31 protein-coding genes are annotated in these 24,725 nt (G+C 41.1%); 10 read left to right on the forward strand and 21 right to left on the reverse strand.

Annotation, left to right across the window (positions count from 1 at the left end; all coding sequences use genetic code 11):
• The 4 genes from hisA to BLR53_RS16875 are packed head-to-tail and all read left to right on the forward strand — an operon-like array spanning position 1 to position 2,998.
• Complete coding sequence (hisA, locus tag BLR53_RS16860; protein ID WP_037442131.1) at positions 1–750, forward strand: 1-(5-phosphoribosyl)-5-[(5-phosphoribosylamino)methylideneamino]imidazole-4-carboxamide isomerase; 750 nt, start codon at positions 1–3, stop codon at positions 748–750.
• A 3-nt stretch (positions 751–753) separates the two neighbouring features.
• A complete protein-coding gene (gene hisF, locus BLR53_RS16865) occupies positions 754–1,515 on the forward strand; it encodes an imidazole glycerol phosphate synthase subunit HisF (RefSeq protein WP_074591402.1) in 762 nt (253 codons plus the stop codon).
• A complete protein-coding gene (hisIE, locus tag BLR53_RS16870; protein WP_037442132.1) occupies positions 1,506–2,096 on the forward strand; it encodes a bifunctional phosphoribosyl-AMP cyclohydrolase/phosphoribosyl-ATP diphosphatase HisIE in 591 nt (196 codons plus the stop codon). Before hisF ends, hisIE begins: the two co-directional genes overlap by 10 nt.
• Positions 2,097–2,098: 2 nt before the next feature.
• The gene (locus BLR53_RS16875; protein ID WP_074591404.1) at positions 2,099–2,998 is read left to right on the forward strand and encodes a WD40 repeat domain-containing protein; all 900 of its coding nucleotides are present in this window, start codon (positions 2,099–2,101) and stop codon (positions 2,996–2,998) included.
• Here BLR53_RS16875 and BLR53_RS16880 read toward each other — a convergent pair.
• Entirely contained in the window at positions 2,995–3,777 is a 783-nt protein-coding gene (locus tag BLR53_RS16880; RefSeq protein ID WP_074591406.1) for a C40 family peptidase, read from the reverse strand. The two genes, BLR53_RS16875 and BLR53_RS16880, sit on opposite strands and share 4 nt — an antisense overlap.
• 128 nt (positions 3,778–3,905) lie before the next feature.
• On the opposite strand from BLR53_RS16880, the gene BLR53_RS16885 reads away from it, so the two are divergent.
• Positions 3,906–4,355, forward strand: coding sequence for a universal stress protein (locus tag BLR53_RS16885; protein WP_037442138.1), 450 nt, complete (start codon positions 3,906–3,908; stop codon positions 4,353–4,355).
• A gap of 72 nt (positions 4,356–4,427) precedes the next feature.
• Here BLR53_RS16885 and dnaJ read toward each other — a convergent pair whose 3' ends face one another.
• The 5 genes from dnaJ to BLR53_RS16910 form a co-directional block, all read right to left on the reverse strand.
• Positions 4,428–5,597, reverse strand: coding sequence for a molecular chaperone DnaJ (dnaJ, locus tag BLR53_RS16890; protein ID WP_037442140.1), 1,170 nt, complete (start codon positions 5,595–5,597; stop codon positions 4,428–4,430).
• A gap of 2 nt (positions 5,598–5,599) precedes the next feature.
• Positions 5,600–6,187 (reverse strand): nucleotide exchange factor GrpE, encoded by a 588-nt coding sequence (locus BLR53_RS16895; RefSeq protein WP_074591408.1) that lies wholly within the window; start codon positions 6,185–6,187, stop codon positions 5,600–5,602.
• 127 nt (positions 6,188–6,314) lie between these two features.
• Positions 6,315–6,998, reverse strand: coding sequence for a cell division ATP-binding protein FtsE (locus BLR53_RS16900; protein ID WP_037442144.1), 684 nt, complete (start codon positions 6,996–6,998; stop codon positions 6,315–6,317).
• A gap of 3 nt (positions 6,999–7,001) precedes the next feature.
• Positions 7,002–7,205 carry a hypothetical protein gene (locus tag BLR53_RS16905; RefSeq protein WP_037442146.1) on the reverse strand — a complete coding sequence of 68 codons (204 nt, stop codon included), beginning with the start codon at positions 7,203–7,205 and terminating at the stop codon, positions 7,002–7,004.
• A 62-nt stretch (positions 7,206–7,267) separates the two neighbouring features.
• Positions 7,268–8,296, reverse strand: a complete 1,029-nt coding sequence (locus tag BLR53_RS16910; protein WP_074591410.1) for an acyl-CoA reductase — start codon at positions 8,294–8,296, stop codon at positions 7,268–7,270.
• Positions 8,297–8,371: 75 nt separating this feature from the next.
• Here BLR53_RS16910 and BLR53_RS16915 point away from each other — a divergent pair, with 75 nt between their 5' ends.
• From BLR53_RS16915 to BLR53_RS16935, 5 genes are all read left to right on the forward strand, one after another.
• Positions 8,372–8,722, forward strand: coding sequence for a 4Fe-4S dicluster domain-containing protein (locus BLR53_RS16915; RefSeq protein WP_037442150.1), 351 nt, complete (start codon positions 8,372–8,374; stop codon positions 8,720–8,722).
• A gap of 105 nt (positions 8,723–8,827) precedes the next feature.
• Positions 8,828–9,916, forward strand: coding sequence for an AI-2E family transporter (locus tag BLR53_RS16920; RefSeq protein WP_037442152.1), 1,089 nt, complete (start codon positions 8,828–8,830; stop codon positions 9,914–9,916).
• Positions 9,917–10,017: 101 nt separating this feature from the next.
• Positions 10,018–10,926 carry an ABC transporter ATP-binding protein gene (locus BLR53_RS16925; protein WP_074591412.1) on the forward strand — a complete coding sequence of 303 codons (909 nt, stop codon included), beginning with the start codon at positions 10,018–10,020 and terminating at the stop codon, positions 10,924–10,926.
• 4 nt (positions 10,927–10,930) lie between these two features.
• A complete protein-coding gene (locus tag BLR53_RS16930; RefSeq protein WP_074591474.1) occupies positions 10,931–12,310 on the forward strand; it encodes an ABC transporter permease in 1,380 nt (459 codons plus the stop codon).
• A gap of 31 nt (positions 12,311–12,341) precedes the next feature.
• Entirely contained in the window at positions 12,342–13,253 is a 912-nt protein-coding gene (locus tag BLR53_RS16935) for a Ppx/GppA phosphatase family protein (protein WP_037442156.1), read from the forward strand.
• Positions 13,254–13,272: 19 nt separating this feature from the next.
• On the opposite strand, the gene BLR53_RS16940 is transcribed toward BLR53_RS16935, so the two are convergent.
• The 15 genes from BLR53_RS16940 to BLR53_RS17010 form a co-directional block, all read right to left on the reverse strand.
• Positions 13,273–13,848, reverse strand: coding sequence for a Maf family protein (locus tag BLR53_RS16940; protein ID WP_074591414.1), 576 nt, complete (start codon positions 13,846–13,848; stop codon positions 13,273–13,275).
• 29 nt (positions 13,849–13,877) lie between these two features.
• Positions 13,878–14,405 carry a KdsC family phosphatase gene (locus BLR53_RS16945; protein ID WP_074591416.1) on the reverse strand — a complete coding sequence of 176 codons (528 nt, stop codon included), beginning with the start codon at positions 14,403–14,405 and terminating at the stop codon, positions 13,878–13,880.
• A complete protein-coding gene (gene iscX / locus BLR53_RS16950; RefSeq protein WP_037442162.1) occupies positions 14,406–14,648 on the reverse strand; it encodes a Fe-S cluster assembly protein IscX in 243 nt (80 codons plus the stop codon).
• A 35-nt stretch (positions 14,649–14,683) separates the two neighbouring features.
• Positions 14,684–15,016 (reverse strand): 2Fe-2S iron-sulfur cluster-binding protein, encoded by a 333-nt coding sequence (locus BLR53_RS16955; RefSeq protein ID WP_037442164.1) that lies wholly within the window; start codon positions 15,014–15,016, stop codon positions 14,684–14,686.
• A 38-nt stretch (positions 15,017–15,054) separates the two neighbouring features.
• Positions 15,055–15,819: a Rossmann-like and DUF2520 domain-containing protein gene (locus BLR53_RS16960; RefSeq protein ID WP_074591419.1), complete on the reverse strand. Its 765-nt coding sequence runs from the start codon at positions 15,817–15,819 to the stop codon at positions 15,055–15,057.
• Between the two features lie 79 nt (positions 15,820–15,898).
• The gene (locus BLR53_RS16965; protein WP_037442168.1) at positions 15,899–18,370 is read right to left on the reverse strand and encodes a heme lyase CcmF/NrfE family subunit; all 2,472 of its coding nucleotides are present in this window, start codon (positions 18,368–18,370) and stop codon (positions 15,899–15,901) included.
• Between the two features lie 5 nt (positions 18,371–18,375).
• Positions 18,376–18,786 (reverse strand): cytochrome c maturation protein CcmE domain-containing protein, encoded by a 411-nt coding sequence (locus BLR53_RS16970; protein WP_037442171.1) that lies wholly within the window; start codon positions 18,784–18,786, stop codon positions 18,376–18,378.
• Between the two features lie 193 nt (positions 18,787–18,979).
• Positions 18,980–20,401, reverse strand: a complete 1,422-nt coding sequence (locus BLR53_RS16975; protein ID WP_037442173.1) for a Glu/Leu/Phe/Val family dehydrogenase — start codon at positions 20,399–20,401, stop codon at positions 18,980–18,982.
• Between the two features lie 153 nt (positions 20,402–20,554).
• Entirely contained in the window at positions 20,555–20,770 is a 216-nt protein-coding gene (locus tag BLR53_RS16980; protein ID WP_037442175.1) for a CcmD family protein, read from the reverse strand.
• Between the two features lie 51 nt (positions 20,771–20,821).
• Positions 20,822–21,481, reverse strand: coding sequence for a cytochrome c biogenesis protein CcsA (gene ccsA, locus BLR53_RS16985; RefSeq protein ID WP_037442200.1), 660 nt, complete (start codon positions 21,479–21,481; stop codon positions 20,822–20,824).
• 173 nt (positions 21,482–21,654) lie between these two features.
• Complete coding sequence (locus tag BLR53_RS16990; RefSeq protein WP_037442177.1) at positions 21,655–22,314, reverse strand: heme exporter protein CcmB; 660 nt, start codon at positions 22,312–22,314, stop codon at positions 21,655–21,657.
• The gene (locus tag BLR53_RS16995) at positions 22,301–22,723 is read right to left on the reverse strand and encodes a hypothetical protein (protein WP_037442179.1); all 423 of its coding nucleotides are present in this window, start codon (positions 22,721–22,723) and stop codon (positions 22,301–22,303) included. Before BLR53_RS16995 ends, BLR53_RS16990 begins: the two co-directional genes overlap by 14 nt.
• On the reverse strand, positions 22,724–23,059 hold the full coding sequence (gene gldC / locus BLR53_RS17000; RefSeq protein ID WP_037442181.1) for a gliding motility protein GldC: 336 nt from the start codon (positions 23,057–23,059) through the stop codon (positions 22,724–22,726).
• Positions 23,060–23,107: 48 nt separating this feature from the next.
• A complete protein-coding gene (locus BLR53_RS17005; protein ID WP_037442182.1) occupies positions 23,108–23,329 on the reverse strand; it encodes a hypothetical protein in 222 nt (73 codons plus the stop codon).
• A 1-nt stretch (position 23,330) separates the two neighbouring features.
• Positions 23,331–24,668 (reverse strand): DEAD/DEAH box helicase, encoded by a 1,338-nt coding sequence (locus BLR53_RS17010; protein WP_037442184.1) that lies wholly within the window; start codon positions 24,666–24,668, stop codon positions 23,331–23,333.
• Between the last annotated feature and the right edge of the window lie 57 nt (positions 24,669–24,725).

Raw genomic sequence — 24,725 nt, forward strand, 5'->3', positions numbered from 1 at the left:
ATGTACATTATTCCCGCTATTGATATTTTAGATGGTAAAGTAGTCAGACTAAGAGAGGGTGACTATAACCAGAAGACTGTTTATGAAGTTTCCATCGCTGAAATGATTGAAACTTACAGATCTAATGGTACTGAATTTATTCATATCATCGATCTTAATGGTGCAAAAGGCGATTTCAGTAATCAAGCAGCACTATTTGATATCATCAAAAAAACAGATATGCGTGTTCAATATGGTGGTGGTATCCGTACAATTGAACAAGTTACTAACCTGCTGGATGCTGGTATTCACCGCGTCATAGTCGGCACACAAGCTATTACCAACCCCAGCTTTTTGGAAGAACTTAGCAAAGAAGTAGGTAAAAAATATGATTACGCTAACCGTATCGTCATCGCGATAGATGTACTGGATGAAGTCATCAAGTACTCCGGCTGGATGGAAAGCTCCCCTATTAAGCTTATGGATTACGTTGATAAATGCCTTCAGTTAGGATTCTTCCGTTTCCTGTGTACAGATATTAATAAAGACGGAAAATTAGGTGGTGCGGCATTAGATCTTTATCAGAAACTACTGGAACATTCGCCATTCATCAAACTGATAGCCTCAGGAGGTGTAAGTTCTATGCAGGATATCGAGGAACTGGCTAAATTAGACATTAGATCTGTAGTTGTTGGTAAAGCTATTTATGAGAACCGAATTACCATCGAAGAGATTAAGGAATGGAATTTAAAAGCTATGACTTCTTTATAGATCATGCTGAGCAAACGTATCATTCCCTGCCTGGACGTTAAGGACGGAAGAACAGTTAAAGGGGTAAACTTTGTTGACTTGAAGGATGCCGGAGATCCGGTAGAGCTCGCCTGGCAATATGCACAGCAAGGTGCCGACGAACTGGTGTTTTTAGATATTACAGCGACACATGAACGCCGCAAAACCATGATTGAAATGGTCAAATCGGTAGCAAGACAGCTTAATATCCCCTTTACAATCGGTGGAGGAATCACTTCGATAGCTGATGCCGATGCCCTGCTCAGCGCAGGTGCAGACAAGATCAGCATCAATTCTGCAGCAGTTAAAAATCCTGCCCTGATCGAAGATCTGGCAAAAGTATTCGGTGTACAGTTTGTCGTTGTAGCAGTAGATACCAAACTAGTGGAGCAACGAAATATGGTTCACCTGAATGGCGGCAGACTATTAACTGAGCTGGAGACCCTGCAATGTATTAAACAGGCTGAGAGTCTGGGTGCCGGGGAGATCCTTCTTACTTCCATGGACCATGACGGCACCAAACAAGGCTTTGACTGCAAATTGCTGGATCAGGTTTGTAAACTCATCAACATCCCTGTTATCGCCTCTGGTGGTGCAGGAAAAACAGAACATTTCACAGAAGTTTTCAGTACTACAGGTGTTGACGCAGCACTCGCAGCTTCAGTCTTTCATTTTGGAGAGATCACTATTCCTGACCTGAAAACAGAATTAAACAAACACCATATACCCGTAAGGTTATGCAAATAGATTTTGAAAAGACCGGTGGCCTGGTACCCGTAATCATACAGGATGTACAGACACTGGAAGTACTCATGCTGGGCTATATGAACCAGGAAGCCTGGACTAAAACAGAGCAGGAGGGAAAAGTAACCTTTTATTCACGCTCTAAACAGAGATTATGGACCAAAGGAGAAGAAAGCGGTAATTTCCTTTATGTGAAAGAAAGCCATATTGACTGCGATAAAGATACGATCCTGATCAAAGCGAGTCCGGTTGGCCCAACCTGTCACACAGGAAGCAGAAGCTGTTTTCAGACCAACTATAACCAGAATTTTATATTCGAATTGGAACAAATTATAGCTGATCGCTACGCAAATCCAGCAGAGGAATCTTACGTGAATAAACTCCGGAAGAAAGGTCTGAATAAAATTGCACAGAAAGTCGGGGAAGAAGGCGTAGAAACAGTCATTGCCGCATTGGCAGAAACAGATACAGACTTTATCAATGAAAGCTCTGACTTAGTTTTCCACTTGCTCGTACTGTTACGCGAAAAGGGAAAAACACTTGCAGATATCGGACTGAACCTGGAAGGAAGACATAAAAAATAGTTATGCTGCAGCACCTCAGATCTCTCAGTGGGCATCAAAACCCCATCTATGCACTTTCTAATTCAAACAGGAATGAGATATTTTTCACTGGCGGGAACGACAAAGGCATAGTAGAATGGTCGTTGGAGAAGCTTAATTTTGAAAAAGTACTTATTCCTGTAAAGAGCTCTGTTTACTGCATGAGTTCCGATGGAAGTTTGCTTCTTTACGGTCAGCGCAGCGGGGAAGTCCAGCTTTATGATTTGCAGAAAAATGAAATCATAATCAGCATTCAGGCACATGAAAAACCAGTATTTGACATTATACCTGTTCCTGAGAAAAATGAATTTCTGACAGCCTCAGAAGATGGAACTGTTAAAGTCTGGTCCCTGACCGATTTTACGCTCCTTTACAGCATCCAGGTGTCGGCGCAGACGGTTAGATCCATCGCTGTCAGTCCAGACCGCAGACACCTTGCATTTGGCTGTAAAGACCATGCCATCCGTATCTATGACCTGCATGATTACAGCCTGCTGCATATTCTGCAAAAGCATGACAGGCCTGTCACCTCAGTTCAGTATTCACCTGATGGAAAATACCTTGTTTCAGGCGGCAGAGATGCACAATTACATTTCTGGTCCCGGGCAGATTATGAGTTGAAGCACAGTATTCCAGCACACCTCTATAGCATTTACGCCATTGCCTTTCATCCTACACTCCCCTATTTTGCAACAGCAAGTCAGGATAAGAGTATTAAATTGTGGGGTAGTGATGACCTTAAACTTTACAAAATTCTTAGTATCGAAAAAGGAACGCATGGACACACTCATTCTATTAACAAGCTGGTCTGGAGCACAGATGGCAGGTACCTGCTATCAACCGGAGACGATAAGCTGGTTATAGTTTGGGAATGGATACCTTAAAAAAAACGCTTAATGATCCTGAGTTTGTGACTATAACGTCCAAGCTCAGGGTTATAAATCCCCTGATCATCGATCGGGTCTATCCTGATTTTTCCCGAAGCATGCAGAATTCTGTGGGCATCAAGCATAATTCCCACATGAATTATCCTGCCTTCTGCATTATCAAAAAAAGCAAGGTCACCCATTTTCACTTCCGGTAGAAAATCTACTATGACTCCCTGCTCCCCCTGCTGTATTGCGTCTCTTTTTATCCTGATATTGAGCATTTTAAAAACCGCCTGAGTGATACCCGAACAATCTATACCAAATAGCGTCTTCCCGCCCCACAGATACGGTGCATTCAGAAAGAAAAAAGAAAGTCGCTCAAGGTCTCTCAATGGATCGGAAAGCACGACATCATGAGGTACAAATTCCACTTGATAAACATCATCTCCCAGATAACATTTCCCGTCCTTATAAGCCGGAAGCTGAGCCGAAGCCGGTAAATAAAATACAGAGCCGTCAGCAGCAGTTAACCTATTAACCACCGCTACCGGCGCAAGAAATCTGTGAACACTGCAAGCACGATAATCCGATGCTGAGATAACTTTGAGTTGTTTGAAATCCATCCAGCCCACATATTCATCATAGGCATTTCTTATTTTCCACCAGGGCTCAGCCTGCTCAAGCACCTCAACCTCATCGCCAAATAATAATTGTGTTTTTATCTCTGATTTATCTGAAGCGTCGGCTCTTAAAGGTGCCACAGCAACACGGCATACTGCAAATTTCTGTTCCATAACCGGTATATATAAAGCTAAATTAATAAATAGCCTGAGGTTCTGTTTAAAATTATGAAATACTGAATAAACATTGGAGGCTTCAGTTTGTTGTTCCTATAATCGTCGTCATCCTAAATTATCTGAAAATGAATCTCAAAAAAATATTAGTAGCTGTAGATAACAGCACATGTTCCGAAAAAGCAGCCAAAACAGGTTATGAATTGGCCAGGACCTTTGGAGCCGAGATTGCCCTGGTTAATGTTATTGAACCGATGCCTGCCACAATGAATCAGGATCTGACACTTGCACCGGTATTCCTTGAATCCTACGATAACAGTGAAGAAAACAGCCAGGCCTTATTGCGTGAAATTGAAAATACATATGGGGAGGGAATTAAGACTACCTATCTTAGCGTAGTGGATAGCGCAGCACACGGAATTATTGCGCAGTCAGATGAATGGGGTTCAGACCTCATTGTAATCGGTACTTACGGCCGAAAAGGTCTGTATCATTTTTTGATGGGAAGCGTTGCAGAGCATGTTACCAGGAATTCTGCCTGCCCGGTATTGATTATTCCGAACAAAGCAGAGGTATAAAGTAAAATCTATTTATAACAAAAAAAGGTTGTCTCTTTCGGGACAACCTTTTTTTATGATACTGTATAACGCTTACTCAAAGTATTCTTTCATTTTCTCAAAGAAACTCTTATCGTTTTTACCCGGCTGAGGTTTAAAGTTAGGCGAGTCGCGGAGTTTCTCCAGCAGGCTACGCTCTTCACCACTCAGGATCTTAGGTGTCCAGATATTTACATGGATAATCTGATCGCCTCGATGGTATGAATTCACCTCAGGGATACCTTTGGCCTTCAGACGAAGCAGTTTACCACTTTGTGTACCCGGTTCGATCTTGATCTTAGCTTTACCGTCGATTGTTGGTACCTCTGCGCTATAACCCAGGGCTGCATCAACAATACTTAAGTGTAAATCGTATACTATATTATTACCTTCACGTTTAAGAAATTCATGCGGAATTTCTTCGATAAGAATGATCAGGTCTCCCGGAATACCGCCATTAGGAGCAGCATTACCTTTTCCGCTCATGCTCAACTGCATACCATCACTCACACCAGCAGGAATATTGATGCTGATGGTTTCCTCACCGCGTACAGTACCTTCGCCATGGCAGGAAGTACATTTAGCGGTAATTTGTGAACCGGAACCATTACAGGTCGGACAAGTAGAAGTTGTCTGCATCTGTCCGAGGATTGTGTTTGTCACACGACGTACAGATCCGCTACCTCCACAAGTACTGCAGGTACTAACAGACGATTTATCTTTAGCTCCTGTTCCGTCACAAGGTTTGCAGGTTACCTGCTTGTTGACCTTAATCTTTTTCTCAGCACCATTCGCAATTTCTTCAAGAGTTAATTTCACCTTGATACGCAGGTTGGATCCTTTCGCGACGCGACGACCACCTCCACGAGATTGCTGACCACCAAAGAAACTATCAAAAGGGCTTCCACCGCCACCACCGAAGATATCACCGAACTGGCTGAAAATATCTTCCATGTTCATACCGCCACCACCGTAGCCGCCGCCACCGCCAGCTGCTCCGCCTACTCCTGCATGACCGTAATGATCATAACGTTGCTTCTTTTCGGCGTTGCTCAGGACTTCATAAGCCTCAGCGGCTTCTTTAAATTTATCCTCTGCGGTATGGTCATCCGGGTTTTTGTCGGGATGATACTTAATGGCCAGCTTTCTATAAGCTTTTTTGATCTCTTCCGGAGAAGAGCTCTTTGATACGCCAAGAATATCGTAATAATCTCTCTTACTCATAATTAACTACCTACAACCACTTTTGCAAAGCGTATAACTTTGTCATTTAAAGTGTATCCTTTTTCTAATTCATCAATCACTTTCCCTTTCAACTCTTCAGTAGGAGCAGGAACATTTGTAATTCCTTCATGAAGATCAGTGTTAAATACTGTATTCAAACTCTCCATTTCTTTAAGGCCTTTCTGTGCAAGTGTATTTTTTAGTTTTGTATGAACCAACTGAACACCTTCACGGATAGAAGCGATATCTGTTGCATTTTCAGCGGCTTTATTAGCACGGTCAAAATCATCCAGAATAGGTAACAGCGTTAAAATAACATCCTTACCTGCAGTCTGCAGTAATTCAACACGTTCTTTCTGTGTACGTCTTTTATAATTATCAAATTCGGCAAACAGGCGCAGATATTTATCATTCAAAGCTGCATTATCCAGTTTTAACTGCTCCTCAGCAGAAATTTCCACTACAGGTTCTGCTGATGCATCTTCTTTAACTTCCTGATTTTCATCAGTAATCTCCTTGTTCAACTGCTCTTCTGCAGTATTTTCCGTTGCAGGATTTTGGGTATCGTTCGTTTTCTTCTTGCTAAACATGGTATAGTAGAATTTTAGGTCACAAATGCAAATTGTTTGCCAATAGCATATATCAGCCATGCTGTCAGTTTTGTGTGAACAAGACTGTACAGAATGGCTGAAAATGAATTATTTTGTCAGAAAAGGTTTAGTTTATCGTCGCATCTTCGTGTACGATGCCAGCTTCACATTTGATAATACGCGAAGGTAGTGTACGAATGATGTGGTAATCATGAGTTGCCATTAGTACTGCGGTACCACTTTGGCTGATCTGCTTGAGCAGCATTACTATCTCTTCAGAAGTTTCCGGATCCAGATTTCCTGTAGGTTCATCTGCAAGAATAATATCTGGATTATTTAAAAGCGAGCGTGCAATAACCACCCTCTGCTGTTCACCACCAGATAGCTCATGTGGCATTTTTCTGATTTTAGAACGCAGCCCCACTTTTTCGAGTACATCTTTAATTCTTTCTTCAATCAGCTTTTTGTCTTTCCAGCCAGTGGCTTTCAACACAAAATCCAGATTCTTTTCGATTGTCCTGTCGGTGAGTAATTGAAAATCCTGGAAAACTATCCCTAATTTTCTGCGCAGAAATGGAACATCCCTTTCTGCAAGTTTTTTCAGGTCAAAACCAGCGATCTGGCCCTCTCCATTGCCGATATGCAATTCTCCGTATATGATTTTCAGCAAGCTGCTTTTACCCGATCCTGTCTGACCGATCAAAAAGACAAATTCACCTTTATCCACAGTTAGGTTTACATCTGAGAGCACCAGGTGTTTTTGCTGAAATACATCAACGTTTCTTAAATTGATAACTGCGTTTCCTGTCATATCTTAAATATCTAATTTGGCAATCTGACCAAAGGGCAGATTTTTTACTACATCCATTATATCGGGCAATTTATCGCCAAGCCCTAATTTATCAAGGGACTTGTCCGGCCGGTCTACCCTGAAATAAGCCAGCAGAGTGAACTTATCATCTCTGAGCTGAACGTAATCCGGTATTTTGGCAATGCCTTTTACTTTGATTATATACATTTCTTCAAAAATAGTGTTTCAAAATGAGAAATTAAGAAACCTTGTGATACAAATAAAAGCCATCAGACCGTCTGCAGTCCATTTAGAAAGGCAATCGTATCCACATGATCTGCATAATCCCATAAAGCCGGATGCTGCCCCTGCCCTAGTGTTAACGTACCTTTACTGAATTTTAGTTCAGTTTGTGTTAATACACATTGAATTTGTTCTTCTTTTTGCTCCAGCTGCTGAGACAGTGCATCCAGATCAGTATAGGTTTCGGTAAACAGTACAGCGAGTGGAGAAGTCAGCCCCTCATCTTGTTTAACCAGCAGGAAGCCGTTATCAAAATGAGTTACAGAGTTAACCAGGTAGATAGACTTGTTATAATCGTAGTTATTATTGTATTTAAAGTGATTGATCACCGGAGAAAAAGACTCCAGTGGCTCAAAAAAGTTCTTGATTTCATAACCTTCCGGTAGATAGACCTTAGAAACATTACGACATCCCAGACCAAAATAGTCGAAAATATCGTGCCCTAAAGCTGCTATTTCAGCAACACTTTCCCGGCCGTCCAGAACGGCAACACTATTCCGGTTTTTACGAATTATGTTTGGAACCTTACCGAAATAATAGTCAAAGTAACGCGAAGTATTATTACTGCCGGTGGCGATTATGGCATCAAAACCAGTAAGTCTTTCTACATATTCGATCTGATCCTGAAGCAACGGTTCGAAAGAAACCAGTTTTTTTAGTAAAGCAGGCAGTAGCTGACTATCTGAAGAAGACAGCTTAATCAGCGCAATATTACCCGTTGCCAGTACCGATAGCACATCGTGAAAACCAACCATTGGAATATTACCGGCCAGAATTAAACCCACTTTTTTGGGACTGCTGGTAACGGAAATATTTTCAAACCATTTTTCCAGTGCCGGCAACTGAAGCATTTCTTGTAAAGAAGCCAGTGACCGGGTCACTTCTTCCACTGTAAACCAGGCATTATGATTGGGAGCAGAACGGATGACGGAATTAAAATCCTCGTCAGGAGATAGCAGGAAATTACTTAGTTTATGAAATGCAATAATTAGCTTCTCGGAGTTCAGCGTAGACATGTTTACAAAATTTTAAAGTATAAATGTTATATTTGCAGTGCAAAGGTAACTTTAGCAATAGATTTATACGAAGACATGGCTATTAAAATAACAGACGAATGTATTAATTGCGGAGCATGTGAGCCTGAATGCCCAAATAATGCAATTTATGATGCAGGCACAGCCTGGAGATTTTCCGATGGTACCAATTTAAACGGTATTATTGATTTTGGTGATCAGGAAGTAGATGCAGGAGCGGCTCAGGAGCCTGTGTCAGATGAAGTATATTATATAGTTTCGGATAAGTGTACAGAATGTAAAGGTTTTCATGATGAACCACAGTGTGCTGCGGTTTGCCCTGTTGACTGCTGTGTAGATGATGAAGACATCCGTGAAACAGAAGAAGAACTCTTAAAGAAAAAAGCCTGGTTACACCAGGAAGGATAATTATCACATAACTATTTAAAAAGAGGCTATCTGCACGGATAGCCTCTTTTTTTATGCACTATATCCACCAAACTTTCTTTACCGGATTTTGTTGAATAGCAGGATATGGAAAAACTTCAACGCAGCGTTTATATTCTATTAATCTTGTTTCTTTTCTTCGCAGGCATCTACTTCGCCGCAGATTTCCTTATTCCACTAGCCTTAGCGGCAGTATTCTCCATGTTATTTATTCGTTTAAGCAAATGGCTTGAAAACCACGGTTTTAGTAAAGGCATGAGTGCCCTTTGCTGTGTCGTTCTGTTCCTTGCGGCCATTGCACTAGTTTTTACACTCCTGTCATGGCAGTTAAGCGGTTTGACGGAGAATCTGGATAGCATGAAACACAGAGTCACCGATATGTTTGCCAGTCTGCGGCAATGGCTAAATAAACAAGTAGGAATCAGTTTAAGTAAGCAATCAGAACTTGTCAAACAGCAAGGGGAACAAAGCGGCGGTGCGGGAAGCATGCTGGCAGGATTTGCCTCGGGAGTAATGAACATGGCGGTTAACACCATTCTTGTTGTCGTCTACATGTTTCTGTTTTTGCTGTACAGGAATCATATTAAAAAATTCATTCTCAAACTCATTGCACCAGAAAACCGGGAAGAAGCTTCAAAAGTTGTTCATCAAACCGGAAAAGTAGCTCAGCATTATCTGAGTGGATTAGCTGCAATGATTGGTCTTTTATGGATTATGTATGGAATTGGCTTTAGCCTGGCTGGAGTGGAAAGCGCAATATTCTTTGCTGTTTTATGCGGCATACTCGAGATCATCCCGTTTATTGGCAACCTAACAGGCACTTCCATTACGGTCCTTGCGGTGATTGCACAGGGGGGAGATTCAAAGATGATTATTACCGTTTTAGTCACTTATGCATTGGTTCAGTTTATTCAGACTTATATCTTGGAACCCCTGGTCGTGGGCGAACAAGTTAATATTAATCCACTGTTTACCATCATGGTTATTGTACTCGGTGAACTAGTATGGGGAATCCCGGGGATGGTACTGGCTATTCCTTTACTGGGTATGGTTAAAATTATCTGCGATCATGTACCAGCTTTACAACCCTATGGTTTTCTGATCGGAACCGACAATCAATCTTCTTCCAAGTCTGGTTTTACCGATAAAATCAAACAAATTTTCAAAAAGGCTTAATCCAGGGCCAGGCATATTAGACAGGACCGGCTGACCAGTTAGTAAATAATCTGTAACGATTTCAGAAAACTGCGTCTAATTCTGTAACTAAAACTCAACATATGCTAAGTGTCCACAATATTGTAAAACAGTATGCCTCACACCGTGCACTGAATGACGTCAGCCTGGAAGTAGCCCAGGGACAGATTTTCGGACTGCTAGGGCCGAATGGAGCAGGAAAGACTTCCCTGATCCGGATTATCACGCAAATTACAGCACCAGACAGTGGTGAAGTTATTTTCAACGGGCAGCGCCTTAACTCCGATCATATCGCACAGATCGGTTATCTGCCCGAGGAGAGAGGCTTGTATAAAAAAATGGAAATTGGTGAGCAAGTGCTTTATCTGGCAAAGTTAAAAGGACTAAGTACAGCTGAGGCTACCAAGCGGGTCAAATATTGGTTCGAAAAACTAGAAATGGGCAGCTGGTGGAATAAGAAAGTCGAAGACCTGAGTAAAGGCATGCAGCAGAAAGTGCAGTTTGTAGCAACGGTGCTGCATCAGCCTGAGCTAATTATCCTGGATGAACCTTTTTCGGGGTTTGATCCGGTAAATGCAGACGTCATTAAAAATGAGATTCTGGAACTTAACCGGCAAGGAGCGACATTTATATTTTCAACACACAGGATGGAATCCGTAGAAGAACTGTGTGATAGCATCGCGCTTATTCATCAGTCAAAAAAAATACTGGATGGAAAAGTTGCTGATATTAAAGAAGAATACCGAAACAACACTTACTGGCTTGAATACGATGGCTCACTCTCTTCAGAAGGACATGAGACACTATATCAGGTGATCAAAAAAGAAGAAATCAGAAATAAGATCAGGATGAAAATCCAGTTACAACCAAACGTGACTGCCAATCAATTGCTCTATTATCTTCTTCCTTTAGTTAATATCCACCGCCTGGATGAAGTTATTCCCACGATGAATGACATCTTTATTGAAAAAGTTAAACCCTCTCAAAATTAAACTCATGAACAAGATTCTACTCATTATACAACGAGAATACCTTTCCAGGGTAAAGAAAAAATCATTTATCCTGATGACTTTGCTGACGCCCGTTATTATCGCGGCCTTTTACGGCATTATGATTTATTTTTCCCTTCAGGGAGCAACCTCTACATTCCATAAAGTGGCGGTTGTCAATAATAATTCCGCACTGACCGAAAAACTAAAATCCGGTAAAAACATCTCCTACACCTATTTTTCTACCAGCCTGCAGGACGTGAAAAAGAACTATCTAAAAGAAGGATTTGACTATATTCTATATTTGCCAGAATTTACGCTGGATGCACCAAAGGGCATACAACTCATGGGAGATAAACAAGCCAGCCTCGCACTCAATAGCAAAGTAGCCAATGATTTAGAAGAAACACTGCGTACGCAACAACTTAAAGCAAGTGGAATTGCACAGCAGGATTTAGACAGGCTATCTACCAGTGTTGATATTGATACTATGAAGATAGGCCAAAATGGTAAAGAAGAAGACTCCAGTGCCGGTGCAACCACTATTATCGGATCGGCAGCAGGCATACTTATGTTCATGTTTATTCTCTTGTACGGCATCCAGGTGATGCGCGGTGTTATCGAAGAAAAGACCAGCCGGATTATAGAAGTTATGATCTCTTCGGTTAAACCTTTCCAGCTGATGATGGGTAAAATAATTGGAATAGCTTTAGTCGGCTTAACACAGTTTATCCTTTGGATTATCCTGACAACCGCAATATCTACTGTCGCTGTCCAGTTTTTCACAGGTAAAGATAAAGCGGCTCAAACTATGCAATCTGCCAGCACATTAGATAACAAAAACACAGAAAAAGCAGGTCAGGCAATTACAGATAGTCAGCAGACAAAAAAGGCTAAAATTCAAGATAAACTGAGCGAAAGCGGACCAGTAGCTTATGTTCAGAAAAGCCTGGCCCACCTGGATTTAACCAAAATTATCCTGGTATTCATCTTTTTCTTCCTTGGCGGATACCTTTTTTACAGTGCTTTATATGCAGCTATCGGCTCAGCGGTAGATAGCGAAACTGAAACCCAGCAATTTGTAATGCCGGTTATGATGCCCTTATTTGTAGGCTACGCTTTGTCTTTAAGCGTAATATCAAATGACCCTTATGGTCCTATCGCATTTTGGCTGTCGATGATTCCATTTACTTCTCCAATAGCGATGATGGTGAGACTTCCGTATGGGGTACCAGACTGGCAGCTCGGGTTATCAATGGTTCTGCTTATTATTGGTTTTGTAGGAACGGTTGGGTTCGCCTCAAAAATATACCGCGTCGGCATCCTGATGTACGGTAAAAAAACCAGTCTGAAAGAAATGATCAAATGGTTTACTTATAAAAATTAACGCCACAAACTCAGAATTAATATCTTCGGGGATGAAAGCAGCAGTAATTGACCTGGGAACAAACACCTTCCACCTGGTAATTTCCACCATCCATGCAGGAAAGGTAGATGTGCTCTATAAAACTAATATTCCCGTCCAGCTTGGCCAGGGAAAGATCAATGAAGGAGAGATTATCCCCGAAGCTTTTGAAAGAGGCATTAATGCATTAAAGACTTTCAGAACTGAAATTGACAAGCATGGCGTTGACTTAATCAAGGCGACTGCGACAGCTGCAGTACGCAGTGCGTCGAATGGAAATGAATTTGTCAGGGAAGCCGCTGAAAAAGCGGGAATAACCATCACTGTAATTAGCGGTGAGCAGGAAGCCGGCTATATTTTCAAAGGCGTACAGGCGACAGGACTGATCCGGCAGAAATCGCTGATCATGGATATCGGCGGTGGCAGTACAGAATTTATTCTCTGCAGTCCCGAAGGTCAGTTCTGGAAAAAAAGCTACCCTGTCGGTGCTGCCCGATTACTACAAGCATACTGGCATTCCGACCCGGTATCAGCTGCCGATCAACAGGCTATTGCCAATTTATTTGAAAAGGAACTGCATGAACTGGTCGAAAAATGCAATGTCTACCAACCGCAATGCCTCATTGGTTCTGCGGGCGCTTTTGAGACATATGCTGCAATGCTGCTTCCCGGAACAGACCTTAAAAATATAGCAGCCGCAAATCTCGATTACAAAGATTTTTCAGACCTATTAACTAAACTGATTTTGTCAGATCATGCAACCAGAGAAGCTATTCCTGAATTGATCCCTCTAAGGGTCGACATGATCGTTATGGCATCTTTACTTTGCCGTTATATCCTTAAAAATACTGCTGTAAAGCAAATCGCTTTATCTACCTATGATTTAAAAATGGGAATACTGTATGAGCTTGCCGCGGAAGAATGATAAAACATAAAGTTATTTCCTAAGCTAAAAACTCCGAGAGTTCCTTATAAAGTTTTTCCGTGGGCAGTCCCATCACGTTCGGATAAGAGCCGATAATCTGTACAATGGCTATACTACCCAGCCAGTCCTGAATACCATAAGAACCTGCCTTATCAAAAGGACGGTATACGGCAATATAATGTACGATCTCTTCTGGGGTCAACTCGCGGAAAGTGACTTCAGTAAGATCACAAAAAGTTTTGATCCGGTCCTGATAAGCAAGGCTCACACCAGTATAGACCTGATGTGATTTACCCGATAGTTTTTCGAGCACTGCTTTCGCATCTGCTGCATCTTTGGGTTTCCCCAGAATCTCGCCTTCAAAAGCCACAATAGTATCTGCGGTAATCACCACGTGCGTTTGTGCTTCAGTTTGAAATGCTTCCGCTTTTTTCGCAGAAATATAACTGGCAATTTCTGCCGGGCTAAGACCGTCAGGATAACTTTCGTCAACATCTTTAAGCAAGACTTCAACCTCCAGGCCCATGAGTTTAATTAACTCCTGCCTGCGCGGAGATTTAGAAGCGAGTATAAGTGGTATAGAAGGTTTAAACATCGTTAGTTAATATTAAGAAAAAGCAATATTTATTTGCTGGCATCAGCAGCAGAAGGATTGGCATCAAACCATTTACCCTGAAGCTTCAAAACTTTCTCCAGGATATCTCTCACGGCAGTTTTACCACCTTTGAATGGAGAAACATAAGCAGAAATTGCTTTTATATCTTCACAAGCATCGGCCGGACAAGTTGCGATACCTGCCAGTTGCATAACCTGTAAATCAGGAATATCATCCCCCATGTACAGCGTTTCTTCTTTACATAGTTTATTTTCAGTCAGATAGTTATTAAAAACCTCAACTTTATCCCCTACCCCTAAATAGATATCAGGGATCCCGAGTGCTTCAAAACGTTGCTGCATCGCCTGTCCACGGCCACGCGATATCAGACAGACACGATAACCTTTTTTCACAGCCAGCTGCAAAGCATACCCGTCTTTAATATGAAAGGTACGCAGCAATTCACCTGACGTACTGGTCATTACCTCACCATTTGTCAGTACACCATCTATATCAAAGATGAAAGTGGTTATTTTACCCAGATCCTGCAATAACATCTAATCCTGGTTATCGCGCCATTCATAAACCCAGGCAGATTGGATTTGCTCCAGATGACCTTCGGTGCTCTGCTCCCTGGTACCTTTAAAATTAGGCAGTTCAAGAACCCATTCTACCAATTCTGTGAAACGGATGCGGTAGATTTTAGCTTCATTAAACTCATCACCGAATTTTTCATATAATTCCTGAGCAATATCTTCATGATCCTGCCAGTGAATAGGTAAAGCAAATTTGTCCTGCATGTTTGTTTGATTTGTACTTAATAAAATAAATATAATTAGTGACCAAGGAACTCACTTTGGTCAGGGATAGTAACTTCAATATCTCCGTTGATGACCACACACTGGCAACCCAATCGGGATGTAATTCTCGGACGCACTGCCCTGTCTATAAAATCCTCCTCTTTGTCTGAAATATCCTGAACATTGTCCATTCCTTTATTTACATAAACATGGCAGGTACTGCAACCGCAAACGGCCCCGCAGTTGTGCTGAAGCTCGATTCCGTTATCCAGACAAACATCAAGAACAGATTCGCCCGCCGCTATCGGAAGGATTACCTGCTGTTTCCCCTGTTCTTCAAAATTGACTTTTAATTGATAAATATTCATAATTGTTTTCAAAAATAAGCAGCAAAATCCGCAATACCTTAGGGACGTGCCTTTTTAATGCTATTACTTAAAATTTCGTAGATCTGACTCCATTCAGCGGAGCCCTCAAGCAATTGTTTATGAGCCTTTAAAGTCTGCTCATCATGCCGGACGGCTGGACCGGTCTGCACCTCGGAAGGTTTTGAAGACTGCACTTTGAGTGCGGTTTCCTGAATTAAAGGACGGAGCATATCGAAATTAAGACCATTCGCTTCCAAAAGCTGCTGCCCAATTGCGTAAAGATGATTAGTAAAATTACACGCGAAAACTGCCGAAAGGTGCAATATTTTTCTCTGGGCTGAATCTACCGGGTAAACATTCGGACTGATCAGGCTCGCTAAAGCAGTTACAAGTTCCAGGTTTTGAGGACTATTTGCTTCAACACAAAAAGGAACTTTAGTAATCTCCACAGCCTTTGATGCAGAGAAAGTCTGCAACGGATAGAGAACCCCACATCCGCTCCCACTTCCTTGCAGGATGCTTAGCGGTGTTGTGCCAGAAGTATGGATCACTATACCCCTTACCTCTTTTAATTCGGCGGCTACGCTGGCAATAGCATCATCTTTTACGGCGATCAAATAACAATCCGCATTTAGATCTATCTCTGACCAGTTGCTTGTTGCTCGAGAACCCGTCAGGGCAGCTAAGATCCCGGCACGTTTCACATCGCGGCTCCAGACCTGCAGGATATCCGCGCCCATAGCTTTAAAAGCAAGAGAGAGATGTGTAGCAACATTTCCCGAACCAATACAAACAAGTTTCATGCGCTGTAATATTTTATAAAATATTCAATAAATCAGAAGCCCGTGCACCAGGGGTACACGGGCTTCTGATTTTATTAGCTTAATTTTTTACGTTTTCTTTTTGCCTTCTGACAATGGAAATAAGGAAGCCGACCACCATCACAATTAAACCAACCCAATAAAGGTTAATATAAGGAAATTCAATTGCTTTGAATACAACCCAGTCTTTAGACTGCTGTGGTTTTTCAAAGACCTGCAGTTCCACTTTTTTCTGATCAGGCAGAATTTTTGTAAATCTTAATCTCAGGCCCAGTTCAGGAATATTTCTTGCGAAGTCGAATGTATTGTTACCTTTTACAAGGAAGATTGGCTCCGTCTTATAAATTTTACCATTCAGGTCAATCTCCAATGGTAATCCTACAGCAAGATCTCCTTCTGCCAGGGCAAGACTCTTGGCCACTGGTTTAAAGTTCAGATCCTTAATATGAATAATTCCACTGCTGGTGTGCAGGGTATCACCCGTACTTACATTGACTATTCTTGGTTTTTTATAATTTTCTTCATCGCTCTGTGCATCACTTTCTGCATGCGAATCTTTTTTATCTGGAGCACTGGTGATATGCGTATACATATCGTAAGTCAGATAATGTTTGGTGTCAGGAGACGCAATCAAACCCATCTTCTCATTGATCTGAACCCTTGGATTCAAGTCAAAATTTTCTTTCACTGCACCAGATTTTTCATCAAGAACCTTAAAGTTCAAAGTATAAAATGTGTTCGGGGCAATGGTTGTATCGTTCGTATAAGTTACTGTAAAACGGCCCATTTTCTTTGGCTCATTTTTGTACAGCACCATGTTCTCCCCTGGTTTTTCTACCTTTTCGAAATCCTTAACCGGAATAAAATTCGCAGCATTCAGAGATACAGGCTTGCTTGTCGCAGCTGCAACCAATGCACCTACCAGTAATAAAGCGAAACCTATATGCGCAACTGCAGCACCAACCAGTTTTCCTTTACCACTAAACCCTTGCACCAGGATTCTTGCATTGGACAAGATCGCAAACATACAGCTAAATGAAAGCAGGATGTACATTAAGTTTCCATAAACATCTGTGATATATACGAATGCACCAGTAACTACAATAGCGATCACTAAAGTAGCTATCAGACTGCTGTAAAACTTACGAGTGTCTGTCCTCTTGTATTTAAGGAATTGTGAGAAACCGGAGATCATAGTAATCAAAATCGCGAAAGGAGCCTGCCATTGATTATAGTATTTGATCGCATCGATCGGAGGTGCGAAATTTGTACCGAAAGCCTTGTTAAATACAGGAACCGAAGTAGAGAAGATTACCTGAATACAAGCAACGGTAACCACCAATGCACCAATAAACATCCAGAATTCTCTGGAATAAGTTTCTTCTTCCTTATTAGTAATCGGCAATTCTTTCCAGCGGCATATGATTAATACAACTGGTATAAATAGAAAAACAACATTGTAAAGGATCAGATGACCAAACATTCCCAGGTCTGTAAAAGAGTGAACCGAAGTTTCACCCAGAATACCACTTCTGGTTAGAAAAGATGCATACAGTACCAAAATAAAACTGACCAGAACCAGCGCAATAGATGTAAAGAACGCATGACCTGTATTTTTAAAAGCGATCATTACGTGAACTGCACCAATTAAAGTAAGCCATGGAATCAGTGAGGCATTCTCCACCGGGTCCCAAGCCCAGAATCCACCAAAATTTAAAGCTTCGTATGCCCAGAAAGACCCCATGATAATACCTGTACCCAATATCATTACAGCAAACAATGCCCAGGGCATAGCTGGTTTTACCCATTCTTTATATCTTTTTTGCCAAAGACCGGTAATCACATACGCAAAAGGCACGATCATACTTGCAAAGCCCAGGAAAAGAGTTGGCGGGTGAATAACCATCCAGTAATTCTGCAACAGTGGATTCAGACCACGGCCGTCAGTTATAAACTTAAGGTAGTTTTTAAAGTTTTCAGGATCTGCGAAGACAACCGGAGCCATTTCCTGCAAGTTCACTGCATCACGTAATAAAATAAAAGGAGAACTTCCTATCCGTTCACCAAAAATCTGTACGCCCAGCAACATCGAGGTTAAAAACACCTGTGAAAGACCAACTACAGTCATCACACCACTCTCCCATGATTTACAGGTTCTGATTAATACAATACCGAGTACGGCCTGCCAGAATGCCCAAAGCCAAAAACTACCTTCCTGGCCTTCCCAGAAAGCTGAAATAATATAGTATACAGGAAGCGCTTTGGAAGAATGGGAATAAACGTAATAATACTCGTTGTAATGGTTTAGAATCAGGTAAAACAGTGTAGCACCGATTCCAATGATACTCAGTACATTAATTCCATATGAGATTCTTCCCATACGGGTCCAGGAAGACTGATCGGCCTGGTCTTTACTGCGGGTAGCAAAAAAGTAAGAAATAGTAGATAAAAGTGCTGCAGCAAAAGCTAAAACAATAAAAAACTGCCCAACCTTGCCGGGAAGAAGGGTCTCTCCTGTAAATTGTATGTCCATTAAAATTATTTGTATTGTTTAACCTGTCCGTCCTGCTGTATCTCTACAAGGTCATTGTTATATTTAGAAGGGCATTTCATTAAAATCTTGGAGGCATGGAAGACATCTTTATTCATCTTACCAATCAGAACGAGTTTTTCAGAACGTTCAAAATCCTGCGGTTTGGTGCCGCTGTAAATAACTTTTTTAACTTCACCTTTTTCATCTCTCATATAGAAAGCAAAGTGATTGGCATCTTTCAGGGCATCGTAATAAGTTCCTTTTTCTTTTTCCCAATGGCCCATCACGTGAAATTCACGGGAATCTTTGGCTGCTTCCGTAAAGGTCGAATAATTGCTGGTGTCTGCGTTTAAGCTAACCAGGAAACCAACGCAGATAGCGATTGTAATCAAGCCAATAATTGCACTTTTTTTCATGTGAGTATAATTAGTTTTTCAACACACAAAGATAAAAAATATAAGCACCTAAAGACCTGGACTGTCCATCTAATCAGCCAGAAGGCCAAATATTGATAGTAGTCTGACAAATGAAGCGAACTGTATCAGTTTTGTTAAAAAAAAATCCGCCTGTGAGAACACAGGCGGATCAAGTTTATGCTAAATACCAGCTCTATGGCCAGATACCCAGATTCATATAAGATACAGCGATCTTATCGATTGAACCAACAAAAGCTGCAGTTCTTAGCGTCTGAATTCCAGGCTTGCTTAATAGTGTTTCTCTGATCTCATGGTAAGAATGGATCATTGTATCTTCCAGTCCTGAATTAACCAGTTCCAATTCAGACGCACCTTTAATGATCATTAAACGATGCTCAGAAGGAATGCTTTGTCCGGTTAGACTTTCCAGTGTATTGATTAGATTTGCATTTGAATTCTCTGCATAACGTTTTTCCATACGGCCAAAAGCGACGTGAGAAAGGTTTTTTAACCACTCAAAATAAGATACAGTTACACCACCGGCATTACAGTACATATCAGGAATGATAATACCACCCATTTGCGTAAAGATATCTTCTGCTTCAGGTGTACATGGACCATTTGCACCTTCTGCAATAATTTTAGCTTTGATATTTTTTATGTTTTCCACTGTAATCTGGTTCTCCAGAGCTGCAGGAACTAAAATATCACATGGTTGCTCCAGACCTTCCATTGAATTTTTGAATTCAGTGGCTCCCGGGAAACCCAGGATAGATCCTGTTAATTTGCGGTGTGCAAAAACTTCGTCTACATTCAGACCATTTGCATTATAGATTGCACCTTCGTATTCACAAAGACCGACAATCGTAGCACCAAATTCAGTAAGGAATTTCGCAGAGTGGTAACCTACATTACCCAAACCCTGAACGATAACTCTTTTATCACCAAGACCAGCAGTTAATCCAATTTTCTGCATGTCTTCTGTAACTCTTACACATTCGCGGATTGCGTAGGCAACTCCACGTCCAGTAGCTTCTTTACGTCCGCGGATACCGTGGAGTGCAATAGGTTTTCCGGTTACACAACCCAATGCGTCCAGCTGACCCGGATTCATAGTCATATAAGTATCGGCAATCCAACTCATCTCACGTTCTCCTGAACCATAATCAGGAGCAGGAACGTCGATACCGGGACCAATAAAATTTTTCTTGATTAATTCTGTAGTATAACGGCGGGTAATGTTTTCCAGTTCTCCGGTAGTGTAGTTTTTAGGAGTAATTTTAATCCCTCCTTTTGCACCACCAAACGGAACGTTTACAATTGCACATTTATAAGTCATTAAAGCGGCAAGTGCCATGACTTCATCTTCATTGACCATTTCACTGTAGCGGATCCCACCTTTGGTAGGACTCATGTGGTGAGAATGTTCTACGCGCCAGGCATCAATGACTTCAAATCCGTTCCCTCTTCTGATCGGGAACTGAAAGCGGTAAACACTGTTACATGCTTTGATCTGTGATAACAGACCTTCTGGGTGACCGGTAAATTGTGCTGCGTCGTCAAAATTTTTACAGACGTCTGTAAAAAAATTTGTGTCGTTTGCTGTATTAGCCATTATTGATTTTTTAAGAATTTGAATTATTGTTCTTATTCGTTAGCGCAAAATTGCACTAAAAAAAACGATTAATGCAAATAAATAATTGCTTAGTGTAAGACAAACACACGCTTAAAAATCAGCCAAAAAGCTGTGTTAAAGGATTTAAATAAATTATTTTCCTTCAGATTTTTTTTCGAGTTTTTTTACTCTGCGGTCAACAGAGAACAATAAAAACAACAACGCAAGTAAAATCAACAGTGCGCATGCTGCAACTACATAGATTTTTTCCGATCCGGCCAGTGTATCCACAACCGCAGATTCCTGAGGCTGAGCGAACAACTGCATAGAGACCAGCAGTAAAACAAAAGTAGTAGTTAAAGATTTCATGTATATAGAATTAAATATTTTCAATTTTGATTTGATAATTTGATCTGCTGATTAAAGCGTCTTCTTTTTTTCAAGTTTGGCTACCCTGGCCAGCAAGGTATAGATCCAGTAACCGATCATGATCCAGCCCGCACAGGCAGGATAAAAGACCATCCGCATTCTGCTGTCCAGATCGTAGGCGTTAAAACCAGGGTTACCGCCGTTTCCGGGGTGCAGACTATCACCAATACGCGGCAGGACAAATAACAACACGACCATCATCGGGAAAGCGAAAATATTATAGATTGCAGAGATCTTGGCTCTTTTCTGCTCTTCATCGATGGCATTCCGTAAAATCAAATAAGCGAAATATAATAACAGCGCAATTGCTGCGAAATTCTGCTTTACATCAAAACTCCAGGCCTGTCCCCAGGTGAAACGTGCCCAGATTGCTCCGGTAACAATGCCCAGAATACCAAATACAATACCGGCGTTTACACTTTGTACAGCTTTAAGATCACTATCCTCATTCCCGTTATTTAAGAACTTAATACTGTGAAAAACAGAGATCGAAAATAAAACGATCATGGCGAACCACATAGGCACATGAAAGTACAGGTTTCTAATACTTTGATGTAAAATGGGCAATGCCGGAACAGTGGACAGGAATCCGTATACCGTTGAATAGATGACAAGGACCGCCCCTAAAATTTTCCACCAGGATTGAGAAATATTCATTTATATAAAATTATTATTTTCAGTTTAAATTATTGTACAATTGGATGAACCCCGCCTAACGCGCTGGATTGAACCTTTAAAACTACTAAAAACTTCAGGAATAAGCTTAGAGCTTGTTTAAAATTCATCTGATCATCTAAATTTAAACAGGCTCTTAATTCCCTTATTTAATCTTTCCACAAATAAGGAAAAAGCAGTAATGAAAAAGCGGCAACCAACACATTTATAGTCAACAGTATTCCAATTTCATCCAGACTGACACTTCTGTCTAAGCCGTCTATTGCATTTTTACTTAATTTAATCAGTACGGTAATTACCGGAATAATTACCGGGAAGCTTAGGATAGACATGAGCATTCCGCCATTTCCTGCCTTGGACGCTATTGCCGATACCATAGTAAATATCATCGAAAAGCTGATGCTGCCTAAAATAGTTGCAATTATATACAACAGCATATCCTGTGGCACATAATCAAATACGAGCGTATAGAAAGCCAGCGCAATTAAAGTAAGCAGCAGCATTAACAGCACATTATAAATTGTTTTGGAAATAATAAGTGCCAACGGACTTGCTATAGTATAAATATAGAGCTGTCTGCCCTTACTTTCTTGCAAAAAACTCTTGGATACTGCATTAATTGAGGCAAAAAGCATAATAATCCAGAATAAGGCATTCCAGGTAACTCCAGATAACGATACAAAAGAAAGAAAACATACGAAAATCGTGGAAACGACGTATAGAACGACGCCATTGAGTGCGTATTTAGATCTCCATTCCAGCAGGAGCTCTTTTCCAATCAGGAATTTAACTTCTTTAATTAACTGCATCCGGTGACAAAGATAATCCTGCAATTGGTTTTACAGGTCTGCGCATTGTAATCAATATACCTGAACCTGCAATTATTACCAGCCAGCCCCACTTATATTTAACCATTCCGGCAGCCAGATTAATTAGCTTTCGAAAATGAATAAAGCCGAAAAGATCATGCGATTTAAACCACACTGCAGCCAGGCTTAAGATTACCCAGATCAGCGCGGCCCATCCTGCAAAACGGATTGTACCCGGTTTATTTTTCCAGATTGCCCAGAAAGCGAGCAGGACGAAAAAATAATAGACCCCTCCCAAAAAAGGGTCTATACCAAAATAATTCCATGTACCCATAATCGGAACCCGGATTAAAGGGCAAAGTCCCCCTGCGGTGAGCAGAAGGACTCCTGTTACAGCTTGAAGTTTCATTTATTTACGCTGGTCGATTCCCATTTTATCTGCAAAATGCGCGCAATAATCTCTCAGGTCTTCTACAATCAATTTTTCACCCGTAGCTTTCAGGAAGCTATCACCCATAGTCTGCAGGGTTTCATAGAAAAAACGTTTCATTTCATCCACAGGCATATCCTTTGTCCACAGGTCGATACGCATGGAGTTTTTATAATTATGATCCCACAAAGCGAGCATCATCGACTTCACAGGAACTTTTTCTTTAGTTTCGGCATCAGTAGATTCCCAGGTTAAATTTTCCGGTACATTATTGTCGTCCAGCTCTACAGTTATTTTAATTTCAGCAGTCTTCATTTAGATATAATTGTTTTATACAGCATTTATTTGAATTACACGCGGGCTTTAGCCGATAACCATTTTAAAAATAATCATCAGCACCAGACTAAAAATCAGAAAGGCACATTCTACTACCCACAAATTGCGGGTCAAAGGTATAAACTTCCGGAAAATCAAATCTGAAATAAAAGCAATAATTGCCCCTAAAATATAAAGACCGGTCATACCCGAAAACACGCCCATGACCAGACATCCGGAAGTCACAATATTCAGCGGTGTAAGCTTCAATTTAGGTCTTTTTAAATTTACGTTTCTTCCAGGCCGGTGTTTTGTTCATTTTCTTTTTAGCCGACTCGACTGCTCTTGCCGCAATCGCTGCAGCATGTTTCTTCTCATGGAAAGCGCCTTTAAAGTCCGGATCATCCTTTCTTTTCTGGTTATCAATTTCCCGGGCAAGGAACTGACGTTCTTCATAAGGAGTTTCTTCAATGAAGACCTCCTCCGGAAGTGGCATTACGGGAATAGACTGACGCATCAGTTTCTCAATCTTAGTCACATAATACTTTTCGGCCTCTGTACAAAGCGTAATTGCATCGCCTTTAGCATAAGCACGGCCTGTACGCCCGATACGGTGCACATAATCTTCTATGATAATAGGAACATCGAAATTGATCACATGACTTACTTCCGAAACATCTATCCCTCTGGAAGCAACATCGGTAGCTACAAGAACCCTGATACTACCCTCTTTAAAAGAATTAATCGAGTTGATACGTGTGTTTTGTCCTTTATTCGCATGGATTACACGAACTGCATCTGCTCCGTAACGGCGTTCTATAAAACTAAAAATATTATCTGCTACTGTTTTCGTTTTGCAGAAGATAATCAACCTTTTAAAATCGATTTCATTCTTTAACAAATGCTGCAGCAGGTTAATTTTTGTCTTAAAATTAGGTACCTCGTAAAGAATCTGCGTAACGGTCTGTGCTGGTGTAGCCTGCTCTCCCGCTTCTATGATAGTTGGGTTTTTCAGGAAATCTCCGGCAATTTTATGTACCAGTTCGCTCATGGTAGCAGAGAACAGAAGGTTCTGTCTTCTGCGGGGCACGATCTCAAGAATCCGGTGGATAGAGCCGATAAAGCCCATATCCATCATCTTGTCTGCTTCGTCCAGTACCAGAAATTTAAGATATTGCGTGTTAATATGTCCGGCCAGGTAAATATCCAGGAAACGTCCTGGTGTGGCGATAATGATATCTACCCCTGCTTTTATTTGTTCAATCTGAGTTTTTGGTCCGATTCCGCCAAAAACAACAACCGATCTCAGATCTGTGTATTTAGAGAAAATTTTAACGTGCTCTGCAATCTGCATGGCAAGTTCACGTGTGGGCGCCAGAATTAATGCCCTTGCAGCATCAAACTGTGCATACTTAAGCTGCATTAATATAGGTAATACGTATGCAGCAGTTTTTCCTGTTCCTGTTTCAGCAATTCCAAAAATATCCTGTCCCGATAAAACCGGGGCAATTGCTTTTTCTTGAATAGGTGTCGCTACAGTAAAGCCTGCGTCGGCAACAGCATTAAGGATCTGTCTGTTCAGGTTAAACTCTTCAAATGATTTTGGCATTTTGCAAAGATACTATAAATAATAGGAAGGCTAATTCATTTTTTAATAGATTTGGCC

Source organism: Pedobacter antarcticus, from assembly GCF_900103515.1.
GTDB classification, from domain to species: domain Bacteria; phylum Bacteroidota; class Bacteroidia; order Sphingobacteriales; family Sphingobacteriaceae; genus Pedobacter; species Pedobacter antarcticus.